The following is a 10128-nucleotide window of genomic DNA, read 5'->3' as shown; positions in this document are numbered from 1 at the left end:
CTTCCGATCTGTTGTAGCCGCCGCGGGCGGCCGGGGCCTCGGAGGTTCCGCCGGTGCCGGCGCCGCCGACGTTCACGGTCAGCACCTGCCCGGCCGAGACGTCGACGGTCGCGCGGACCTCGGCGCCCTTGCCGCCCGCGCCCCCGTAGAGCGCGTCGCCGCCCGCGGCGCCGAACGCGTCGATGGTGACCGAGCAGGTGTTCTCCGGCACGGTGACCGTGTGTTCCGCGCCGCTGAACGCCACCGTCTCGCTCCCCGCCGCCAGCGCCGCGGACGCGGTCGCTCCGGTGAGTGCGGCAGTGGTGGCGAGGACGACGGCTCGCGAGACATGGCGTCCGATTGTCATACCGGTGAGGCTGCCGGGGCCACGGGCGCTCGGCGGGCAGGCACGGCGCCCGCGGCCCGACGATCCACTCGACTGGGGGTGCGGGCGCCGGGAGGAGCGGGCGGCTCAGGCCAGGTACTCCGCGAAGGTGCGCTTGCCGACCGCCCGCTCCGGCGCCAGATGCCCGCCCGCCCGGAACGCCCGGTACGCCTTCCCCGCCAGCGGCACCGACACCACCGGACGCCGCTTCCCCGTCGCCTTGAGATACGTACGCGCAAGATCGGTGAACGCGAGGACCTCGGGCCCGCCCATGTCCTCGACCCGCCCCGCCGGCGGCGCCACCGCCAACTCGGCCAACCGCTCCGCCACTTCGGCCACCTCGATGGGCTGGTCGCTGACCCCGGAGGGCAACAGCACCACCGGAAGCTTCGCCGCCGCCCGCACGACCGTCGCCACCAGGTCGTGGAACTGCGTCGCCCGCAGCACCGTCCACCCGAGCCCCGACTCCTCGACGAGGCGCTCCACCGCGTGCTTCGCCTTGTAGTAGGGGAACGGGACCTCGTCCACGCCGACGATCGAGATGTAGACGAGGTGCGGGACCTCCGCCCGCCGCGCCGCCTCGATCAGCCGGGCCGCCGCCTTCTGGTCGCCGCCGGTCTGCGTCGTCGCGCAGTGCACGATCACGTCCACACCGGTCACGGCCCGGTCGAGCGCGGGCCCGCCCTCCCGCAGGTCCACGGCGTACGGCTCGCTGTGCCTGCTCAGCACCCGCACCTCGTGCCCGGCCCCGGCCAGCCGCTCGGTGACGAGCCGGCCGAGCGTTCCGGTTCCGCCGGTCACCAGGGTCGTGGTCATCGCCGTCTCAGCTCCTTCGAACCCGGGCGTCCCCCTGCGGAACCCCCGTCGTCAGCTGAGAACCGGCGGCGCCGCGCTTTTGTGACAGCCCTACGCGGCCATACCGAGCTGACGGGTCACGAATCCCAGCTTGTCCGGGTTCAGGATCGTGCGCCCGACCGAAACGCGCCCTTCCCGCACCTCGAAGCAGACCACCGCGAACAGGCTCCCGTCCGGCTGCCGCGCGACGATCCCCGGCTCCCCGTTGATCTCGGCGACGAGCAGCTCCACGCCCACCAGATACCGCTCGGCGATGCCCTCCAGGAACCGCAGCACCTTCTCGCGGCCCGCGACGGCCTTGCGGGCCGCGGTGACCTTGCCGCCGCCGTCGCCCCACCACTGCACATCCGTGGCGAGGATCTTCTCCAGGGCCGCCAGATCGCCCTCGCGGGCCGCCCCCACGAACGCCTCGACCAGCTCGCGCCGCACCCGCTCCGACGGCTCGAAGCGCGCCCGCTCCTCCTCCAGACGCGCCACGGAACGCCGGTACAGCTGACGGCAGTTGGCCTCGCCGAGGTCGAGCACCCCGGCGATCTCCCGATACCCGTACGCGAAGGCCTCCCGCAGCACGTACACCGCCCGCTCCGTCGGCGTGAGCCGCTCCAGGAGCACGAGCAGCGCGCACGACACCGAGTCGAGCTGCTCGGCCGACTCGAGCGGGCCGAGCGTGCCGTCCGAGGTGAGGACCGGTTCGGGCAGCCAAGGGCCCGCGTACTGCTCCCGCTGGACGCGGGCCGAAGAGAGGCGGTTCAGGCAGAGGTTCGTGACGACCTTGGCGAGCCAGGCGCCGACGTGCTCGACGGCCCCCGGCTCGGTGGCGCCGAACCGCAGATACGCGTCCTGCACCGCGTCCTTGGCCTCCTCGGCGGAGCCGAGCATCCGGTAGGCGAGCCCGAACATCCGGGGCCTGTGGCTCTCGAACTCGGCGGCGCGGGCCGCGCGTTCGGCGGATTGCGTGCTGGTCACGCCCTCAGACTGCCAGAACGGCGGCGTATTCCCGCGAACGGGCGAAAACCAGCGCCGTGACCTGTGAGTCAGCCCACAGCGTTCGCATGCGTGCAGGTCGAGGAGACGTGGCAGACTGGCGGTGTACCAGAAGCAGCGCACTCCGGGGTCGGTGAAAGTCCGAACCGGCGGTTACAGTCCGCGACCCGGTCACGCACCTTGTGACCGGTTGACCAGGTGAAATTCCTGGACCGACGGTTAAAGTCCGGATGGGAGGCAGTGCGCGGCGGGCGGGCACGTAAGTGCGCGTCGCCGGCTGTTTCAGCGGTCTCCAAGGGGACCGGTGTCGACCGCGGCGTCGCCCTTGGTGTCGCAGTCCGTACGTTCTGTCGTCGTCGTACGACAGTGCCCCGGAGTCCAGGCCCGTAAAGGGAGGACCGGGGAAGTGTTCACCGGAATCGTCGAAGAGCTGGGCGAGATCACCGCCGTCGAGATGCTTGACGACGCGTGTCGCTTCCGCGTCCGTGGTCCCGTCGTCACCGAAGGCGCGAAACACGGCGACTCCATCGCCGTCAACGGCGTCTGCCTCACCGTCGTCGAGCACGGGAACGACGAGTTCACCGCCGACGTCATGGCCGAGACCCTCAAGCGCTCCAGCCTCGGCGCGCTCGCCACGGGTTCCCGCGTCAACCTCGAACGGCCCATGGTGGCCGACGGCCGCTTCGGCGGGCACGTCGTGCAGGGCCACGTCGACGGGACGGGCACGATCGTCGGGCGCACCCCCTCCGAGCACTGGGAGATCGTCAAGATCTCGCTGCCGGCCGAGCTGTCGAAGTACGTCGTCGAGAAGGGCTCGATCACCGTCGACGGCGTGAGCCTGACGGTCGTCGAGGCCGCCGAGGACTACTTCACCATCAGCCTCATCCCGACCACCCTCGCCCTGACCACGCTCGGCGTGAAGCAGCCGGGCGACCCGGTCAACCTTGAGGTCGACATCATCGCGAAGTACGTGGAGCGGATGCTCGGAGCCCAGGGCGGTGCGCGGTGAACTGGCTCAACACCGAGGCGTTCACGATCTTCGGCCAGCACATCCTCTGGTCCGACATGATCGGCAACACGATCGGTCTGATCGCCCTCGCGCTCGGCTGGCGCCGCTCCATATGGACCTGGCCCGCCCAGCTGATATCCGGCGCGATCCTGCTCACCGCCTTCGCCACCGCCCACCTCTCGGGCAGCGCGGGCAAGCAGCTCGTCGTCATCCTCGTCGCCCTGTACGGCTGGTGGCAGTGGAACCGCGGCAAGGGCCAGGCGCAGGACGGCTCCATCGCGGTCCGCTTCGCCAGCTGGCGCGAGCGCGGCTACCTGGTGGGCGCCGCCGCCGTCGGCACGCTCGCCGTGGGCGGCCTGTTCACCGCGTTCCCGGCGCTGTCCTGGGACCCGTGGCCTGACGCGTACATCTTCGTCGGCACCGTCGTCGCCATGTACGCCCAGGCCCGCGGCATGGTCGAGTTCTGGTTCGCCTGGCTGCTCGTCGACCTCGTCGGCGTCCCCCTGAACTTCGCGAACGGCTTCGCCTTCTCCGGCTTCGTCTACGTCATCTACGGCGCGCTCGTCCTGTGGGGCATGCGCGACTGGTGGCAGCGCTCCCGCGCCGCCGCCCCCGCCACCACCTCGCTGGAAGGAGCGCGCGCATGAGCACGGCACCCAACCTCTACGAGGTCGAGGACCTGAGCCTCGACCCGGTCGAGATGGCCGTCCGCGACATCGCCGCAGGACGCCCCGTCGTGGTCGTCGACGACGAGGACCGCGAGAACGAGGGCGACCTCGTCGTCGCCGCCGAGAAGATCACGCCCGAGATCGTCGCCTTCATGATGAGCGAGTGCCGCGGCCTGATCTGCGCCCCCATGGAGGGCGCCGAGCTCGACCGGCTCGAACTGCCGCAGATGGTCGGCAACAACACCGAGTCGATGCAGACCGCGTTCACCGTCTCCGTCGACGCCTCCGGCGCGCACGGCGTGACCACCGGCATCTCGGCGGCCGACCGCGCGGCCACGCTCCGCCTCCTCGCCTCGGGCGGGAGTGAGCCCGGCGACTTCGTCCGCCCCGGCCACATCTTCCCGCTGCGCGCCAAGGAGGGCGGCGTCCTGGTCCGCGACGGCCACACCGAGGCCGCCGTCGACCTCGCCCGGCTCGCGGGCCTGCGCCCGGCCGGTGCCATCGTGGAGATCGCGGGCGAGGACGGCGTGATGCTGCGCCTGCCCGAGCTGGTCCCCTTCGCCCGCAGGCACGGCCTGACGATCATCTCCATCAAGGACCTGATCGACTACCGCCGCACCTCCGAGCCCACGGTCAAGCGCGAGGCGACCGTCCAACTCCCCACCGCCTTCGGCGAGTTCACGGCCTACGGCTACCGCTCCACGGTCGACGGCGTCGAGCACGTCGCCCTCGTCCACGGCGAGCTCGGCGACGGCGAGGAGGTCCTGGTCCGCATCCACTCCGAATGCCTCACCGGCGACATCTTCCACTCGCTGCGCTGCGACTGCGGCCCGCAGCTGGAGGAATCCATGCGCCGCATCGTCGAGGAGGGCCGCGGCGTCGTCGTCTACCTGCGCGGACACGAGGGCCGAGGCATCGGCCTCGTCTCCAAGCTGCGCGCGTACGAGCTCCAGGAGCAGGGCCGCGACACCCTCGACGCCAACCTGGAACTCGGCCTGCCCGCCGACGCCCGCGACTACGCGGCCGGCGCCCAGATCCTCGGCGACCTCGGCGTGCGCAGCCTGCGCCTGATGACCAACAACCCCGACAAGACCGAGGCCCTCACCCGGCACGGCCTCAAGGTCACCGAGCGGGAGCCGATGCCCGTCACGGCGGGCGAGCACAATCTGCGCTACCTGCGCACCAAGCGGGACCGCATGGGCCACGACCTGCCCTGGCTGGACGCCCCGCGGACGTCCGCCTGCAACAACCAGTAGTAACCGACTGTTGATCTACGTACGTACGAGGAGAAGCGCGTGAGCGGCAAGGGTGCACCCGAACTGAGCGTGAAGAACTGCGGCGACCTGCGCGTGGCCGTCATCGCGGCCCAGTGGCACGAGCAGGTCATGGACGGACTCGTGAACGGCGCCCTGCGCGCCCTGAACGAGCTGGGCATCAGCGAGCCCACCGTGCTCCGCGTCCCCGGCAGCTTCGAGCTCCCGGTCGTCGCCAAGGTCCTCGCGGACCGCGGCTACGACGCGATCGTCGCGCTCGGCGTCGTCATCCGCGGCGGCACCCCGCACTTCGAGTACGTCTGCCAGGGCGTGACGAACGGCCTCACGCAGGTCACCGTCGACACCGGCGTCCCCATCGGCTTCGGCGTCCTGACCTGCGACACCGAGGAGCAGGCGCTCGACAGGGCCGGCATCGAGGGCTCCAGCGAGGACAAGGGGCACGAGGCCGTCACCGCGGCCGTCGCCACCGCGGCCACGCTCCGCACCATCGCCGAGCCCTGGCGCTGAGCGCGGGGCCGGGACGCGTAAAGTAGACGCCACCATGTCCAATAAGACGTTCGAGGAGCTCTTCACCGAGCTCCAGCACAAGGCAGCCACCGGCGACCCCGCCACTTCCCGCACCGCTGAGCTGGTCGGCAAGGGGGTCCATGCCATCGGCAAGAAGGTCGTCGAGGAGGCCGCCGAAGTCTGGATGGCCGCCGAGCACGAGGGCAAGGACGCCGCTGCCGAGGAGATCTCGCAGCTGCTCTACCACGTGCAGGTGATGATGGTCGCCCGCGGCATCTCACTCGACGACGTGTACGCGCACCTCTAAGCCCGCCGAGGCGCCAGGTCCGCGTATCCACCCCATCCACAACTCACCCCTTACGCAAAGGAATCCGACCTCATGCTGCGCATCGCCGTCCCCAACAAGGGTTCACTCTCAGGGCCTGCGTCGGACATGCTGCATGAGGCCGGATACCGGCAGCGCAAGGAGTCCAAGGAACTCGTCACGGTCGACCCGGACAACGAGGTCGAGTTCTTCTACCTGCGCCCCAAGGACATCGCGATCTACGTGTCCTCGGGCAAGCTCGACATCGGCATCACCGGCGAGGACCTGCTGATCGACTCCGGCGCCGAGGCCGAGACGATCCTGCCGCTCGGCTTCGCCCGCTCGACGTTCCGCTTCGCCTCCCGCCCCGGCGCGGTCAAGGACCTCGCGGACCTCGCGGGCAAGACCATCGCCACGTCGTACGAGGGCATCGTCGGCAAGTACCTCGCCGAGCGCGGCATCGACGCCAACGTCGTGCACCTCGACGGCGCCGTCGAGACGGCCATCGAGCTCGGCGTCGCCGAGGCCATCGCGGACGTCGTCGAGACCGGTACATCGCTGCGCAACGCCGGCCTTGAGGTCTTCGGCGAGCCCATCATGCGGTCCGAGGCCTGCGTGATCCGCCACAAGGGCGCCTCCGCGGACGAGGCCGCTGACCCGAAGGTGGAGCAGTTCCTGCGCCGCCTGCAGGGCGTCCTCGTCGCCCGGACGTACGTGATGATGGACTACGACTGCCGCGCCGAGCACCTGGAGAAGGCCGTCGCCCTCACTCCCGGCCTGGAGTCGCCGACCATCTCGCCGCTGCACAACGAGGGCTGGGTCGCGGTGCGCGCCATGGTCCCGTCGAAGGGCGCGCAGCGCATCATGGACGACCTGTACGCCCTCGGCGCGCGGGCCATCCTCACCACGGCCATCCACGCCTGCCGCCTCTGAGGACTTCCACACCATGTCCGACCTGTCCGACCAGCCCAGCCTGCCCGTCACCTTCCGGCCGGGCCGCACCCGCGCCGTCCTGCACACGCTCGGCGCCGCGTCCTTCGTGGCGATCACGGTCGTCGCGCTGCTGCTCGGCGGCCTGAGCCCGGCGGAGAAGTCCAGCTTCGTCTTCACCGGGGCCCTGTTCTGGGCCGTGCTCTGGCTGCTCGCCCGGCCCAGGATCGTCGCCGACACCGAGGGCATCACGGTGGTCAACGTGGCGCGCAGCCGCCGCCTGTCCTGGGCGGAGATCGTCAAGGTCAACCTGCGCCCCGGTGACCCCTGGGTCTTCCTCGACCTCACCGACGGCACCAGCATGGCCGCCATGGGCATCCAGCCCGGCATGGCCAAACAGTCCGCGATCCGCGACGCGAAGGCACTCCGCGCGTTGACGGAAGCGGCCCACCATCCAAGCCCCTGCGGCGATTGAGCAGCGGGGCCCGGGGCGGAGCCCCGAGACGTCAACCCCGATGCCGACGACTCCAGCGGGCGTAGCCCCTGCCACTTCGGCCCCCGGCTTGATTAATCTGGTGTCGGGGCGCGCCAAACGCGCCGCCCCGCCCCAGCCCCGCCACCCGGCGGAGCCAAGGGCTCCTGCTAACCGAGGAGTGACTCCCTCCAGCGATGGACGGATCGTCCGGTAGTACCTGCGCCGCCCCCTCCCGACATAGCGCGCTCCGCGCGCTGACGTCCCCGGAGGCGGCGGCATGACCATCCCGTTGCTGCTCCTTGCGGCCGCTTTCCTCCTGATCCTCGCCAACGGCTTCTTCGTGGCGGCCGAATTCGGCCTCGTCACCGTGGAGCGCCCCGACGCCGAGAAGGCCGCGGCCGCGGGCGACAAGCGCGCCCGCACCGTCGTCAACGCCCTCAAGCAGCTGTCCTTCCAGCTCTCCGGCACTCAGCTCGGCATCACCATCACCTCCCTGGTCGTCGGCATGCTCGCCGAACCGGCCCTCGCCGAGCTGCTGCGCGGCCCCTTCACCGCCGTCGGCCTGCCCGAGGGCGCCGTCGGCGGCATCTCCGTCGTCGTCGGCATGCTGCTCGCGTCCGCCGTGCAGATGGTGATCGGCGAACTCGTGCCGAAGAACTGGGCGGTGTCGAAGCCACTCCAGGTCGCCCGGTTCGTGGCCGGCCCGCAGCACGCCTTCTCGCGCCTGTTCCGGCCGGTCATCGCCCTGCTCAACGCGGTGGCGAACCGGATCGTGCGTGCGCTCGGCGTCGAGCCCGCCGACGAACTCGCCTCCGCCCGCACCCCGGGCGAACTGGTCTCCCTGGCCAGGCACTCCGCGCAGGCGGGCACCCTGGAACAGGACACGGCCGACCTGTTCGTCCGCACCCTGTCGCTCGCCGGGCTGACCGCGCAGCACGTCATGACACCGCGCGTGAAGGTCAGCGCGTTGCAGGCGTCCGCGACCGCCGAGGACGTGGTCAACCTGACCCGCGCCACGGGTCTTTCCCGCTTCCCGGTCTACCGGGAGCGGATCGACGAGATCATCGGCATGGTCCACCTCAAGGACGCCCTCGCGATGCCCGCGCACGAAAGGCTGCGCACGCCGGTCGGCCGCATCGCGCAACCCCCGCTGCTCGTCCCGGAGACCCTCCCCGTCCAGCCCCTGCTGGGCCGGCTGCGCAGCGAACAGCCGATCGCCGTCGTCGTCGACGAGTACGGCGGCACGGCCGGGGTCGTCACCCTGGAGGACATCGTGGAGGAGCTCGTCGGCGAGGTCCGCGACGAGCACGACGACGTGCTCAACGAACGCCCCGAACTGGCGGTCGCCCCGCCCGAGGACGGCCGCCCCGCCTGGGAAGCCGACGGCGGCTGCCGCGTCGACATCCTGCGCCGCATAGGCCTCGACGTCCCCGAGGGTCCTTACGAGACGGTGGCGGGACTCGTCGCCGATCTCCTGGGCCGCATCCCGGCCCCCGGCGACAAGGCCGAACTTCCCGGCTGGCGCCTGTCGGTGCGCACCGTCGACCACTACCGGGCCGAGCGCGTCCGTATCGTCCAGGCGGCGGACACCGCGCTGCCCGTCCTGGAGGCGGCCCGATGAGTGCCCTGCAACTCCTCTTCGCGGCCCTGCTGGTCCTCGCCAACGGCTTCTTCGTCGGCGCGGAGTTCGCTCTCGTGTCGGTCCGCCGCAGCCAGATCGAACCCATTCCCGGCAAGCGCGCCAAGCAGGTCCTGTACGGCCTGGAGCACCTGCCGCAGATGATGGCGGCGGCCCAGTTCGGCATCACCGTCTGCTCGCTGACCCTGGGCGCGGTGGCCGAACCGACCGTCGCCCACCTCCTGGAGCCCGTCTTCGAGGCGGCCCACGTCCCGCACGGCATGATCCACCCTCTCGGGTACGTGATCGCGCTCGCGGCCGTGGTCTTCTTCCACCTCGTCATCGGCGAGATGGTGCCGAAGAACCTGGCGATGGCGGCGCCGGAGAAGACGGCGCTGTGGTTCAGTCCGGGCCTCGTCGCCTTCGCCCGCCTCTGCAAGCCGGTCACCATCGCCCTCGGCGCCTGCGCCCGGCTGATCCTCAGGCTCTTCGGGGTCGAGCCGAAGGACGAGGTGGAGGCGGTCTTCACGAGCGAGCAGCTCAACCGTCTCGTGGAGGACTCGGGCCAGGCGGGTCTCCTCGCCCCCGAGGAACAGGAGCGCCTGGAGGACGCGCTGGAACTGGGCTCCCACCCGGTCACGGACGTCCTGATCGACCGCGCCTCCCTGGTGACGGTCGGCCCCGCGGTCACCCCCGCCGAGATCATCGGTCTCACGGGCCGCACGGGCTACTCGCGCTTCCCGCTCTGCTCCGAAGACGGCGGTTTCATGGGCTACCTCCACATCAAGGACGTCCTCGACCTGATCGACGGCCCCGAAATGGACCGCGCGGTCCCGCAGCAGCTCTGGCGCCCGATGGCCACGCTGAGGTCGGAACTCCCGCTGGACGACGCCCTCACGGTGATGCGCCGCGCGGCCACCCACCTGGCCCAGGTCGCGGACGCCTCCGGCCGCGTGCTCGGCCTGGTCGCCCTGGAGGACGTACTGGAACTCCTGGTCGGCGAGGTCAATGACCCCGCCCACCGGGAGAGCCCGCGAGTACCGGAGGCCCGCAAACGCGAGGAGGCACTGGCCACTTGAGCCCCTGCGGCGATTGAGCAGCGGGGTAGGGGGCAGAGCCCCAGCCGTTCCGGGCGGGGGG

Annotated in this window: 11 protein-coding genes, 1 pseudogene and 1 riboswitch; of the genes and pseudogenes, 9 read left to right on the top strand and 3 right to left on the bottom strand. The window is 71.1% G+C overall.

Annotated features, from left to right (window positions below):
- From OKJ99_RS06025 to OKJ99_RS06015, 3 genes and pseudogenes are all read right to left on the bottom strand, one after another.
- Positions 1–346: pseudogene (locus OKJ99_RS06025) on the bottom strand (hypothetical protein); the annotation flags it as partial.
- Between the two features lie 105 nt (positions 347–451).
- Complete coding sequence (locus tag OKJ99_RS06020; RefSeq protein WP_326014709.1) at positions 452–1180, bottom strand: SDR family oxidoreductase; 729 nt, start codon at positions 1178–1180, stop codon at positions 452–454.
- 90 nt (positions 1181–1270) lie between these two features.
- On the bottom strand, positions 1271–2185 hold the full coding sequence (locus tag OKJ99_RS06015) for an RNA polymerase sigma-70 factor (protein ID WP_326014708.1): 915 nt from the start codon (positions 2183–2185) through the stop codon (positions 1271–1273).
- A gap of 133 nt (positions 2186–2318) precedes the next feature.
- A riboswitch (FMN riboswitch) is annotated at positions 2319–2451 on the top strand.
- Between the two features lie 158 nt (positions 2452–2609).
- Between OKJ99_RS06015 and OKJ99_RS06010 the strand changes: the two genes are divergently transcribed.
- From OKJ99_RS06010 to OKJ99_RS05970, 9 genes are all read left to right on the top strand, one after another.
- Positions 2610–3212, top strand: a complete 603-nt coding sequence (locus OKJ99_RS06010) for a riboflavin synthase (protein ID WP_326014707.1) — start codon at positions 2610–2612, stop codon at positions 3210–3212.
- A complete protein-coding gene (locus OKJ99_RS06005) occupies positions 3209–3859 on the top strand; it encodes a nicotinamide mononucleotide transporter family protein (RefSeq protein WP_326014706.1) in 651 nt (216 codons plus the stop codon). Before OKJ99_RS06010 ends, OKJ99_RS06005 begins: the two co-directional genes overlap by 4 nt.
- Positions 3856–5136 (top strand): bifunctional 3,4-dihydroxy-2-butanone-4-phosphate synthase/GTP cyclohydrolase II, encoded by a 1281-nt coding sequence (locus tag OKJ99_RS06000; protein WP_326014705.1) that lies wholly within the window; start codon positions 3856–3858, stop codon positions 5134–5136. Before OKJ99_RS06005 ends, OKJ99_RS06000 begins: the two co-directional genes overlap by 4 nt.
- A 39-nt stretch (positions 5137–5175) precedes the next feature.
- Positions 5176–5661 (top strand): 6,7-dimethyl-8-ribityllumazine synthase, encoded by a 486-nt coding sequence (gene ribH, locus OKJ99_RS05995; protein WP_326014704.1) that lies wholly within the window; start codon positions 5176–5178, stop codon positions 5659–5661.
- 34 nt (positions 5662–5695) lie between these two features.
- Positions 5696–5968, top strand: a complete 273-nt coding sequence (locus OKJ99_RS05990; RefSeq protein ID WP_326014703.1) for a phosphoribosyl-ATP diphosphatase — start codon at positions 5696–5698, stop codon at positions 5966–5968.
- A gap of 72 nt (positions 5969–6040) precedes the next feature.
- Complete coding sequence (gene hisG, locus OKJ99_RS05985; RefSeq protein WP_326014702.1) at positions 6041–6898, top strand: ATP phosphoribosyltransferase; 858 nt, start codon at positions 6041–6043, stop codon at positions 6896–6898.
- A gap of 13 nt (positions 6899–6911) precedes the next feature.
- Positions 6912–7370, top strand: coding sequence for a PH domain-containing protein (locus tag OKJ99_RS05980; RefSeq protein ID WP_326014701.1), 459 nt, complete (start codon positions 6912–6914; stop codon positions 7368–7370).
- 277 nt (positions 7371–7647) lie between these two features.
- Positions 7648–8991: a hemolysin family protein gene (locus OKJ99_RS05975; RefSeq protein ID WP_326014699.1), complete on the top strand. Its 1344-nt coding sequence runs from the start codon at positions 7648–7650 to the stop codon at positions 8989–8991.
- Positions 8988–10067, top strand: coding sequence for a hemolysin family protein (locus OKJ99_RS05970; RefSeq protein ID WP_326014698.1), 1080 nt, complete (start codon positions 8988–8990; stop codon positions 10065–10067). The genes OKJ99_RS05975 and OKJ99_RS05970 overlap by 4 nt, the downstream gene beginning before the upstream one ends.
- Positions 10068–10128: the final 61 nt, after the last annotated feature.

The sequence above is a fragment of the Streptomyces endophyticus genome (assembly GCF_035798155.1).
Lineage (GTDB): Bacteria > Actinomycetota > Actinomycetes > Streptomycetales > Streptomycetaceae > Streptomyces > Streptomyces endophyticus.
Note: the sequence above shows the minus strand (reverse complement) of the source record. Positions and strands in the feature narration are given on the sequence as shown.

Bases quoted from the DNA above. Each gene is read 5' to 3' on its own strand.
- OKJ99_RS05980 (WP_326014701.1), top strand. From the start codon at position 6,912: ATGTCCGACCTGTCCGACCAGCCCAGCCTGCCCGTCACCTTCCGGCCG.
- OKJ99_RS05990 (WP_326014703.1), top strand. From the start codon at position 5,696: ATGTCCAATAAGACGTTCGAGGAGCTCTTCACCGAGCTCCAGCACAAG.
- OKJ99_RS06000 (WP_326014705.1), top strand. From the start codon at position 3,856: ATGAGCACGGCACCCAACCTCTACGAGGTCGAGGACCTGAGCCTCGAC.
- OKJ99_RS06020 (WP_326014709.1), bottom strand. From the start codon at position 1,180: ATGACCACGACCCTGGTGACCGGCGGAACCGGAACGCTCGGCCGGCTC.
- OKJ99_RS05975 (WP_326014699.1), top strand. From the start codon at position 7,648: ATGACCATCCCGTTGCTGCTCCTTGCGGCCGCTTTCCTCCTGATCCTC.
- hisG (WP_326014702.1), top strand. From the start codon at position 6,041: ATGCTGCGCATCGCCGTCCCCAACAAGGGTTCACTCTCAGGGCCTGCG.
- OKJ99_RS05970 (WP_326014698.1), top strand. From the start codon at position 8,988: ATGAGTGCCCTGCAACTCCTCTTCGCGGCCCTGCTGGTCCTCGCCAAC.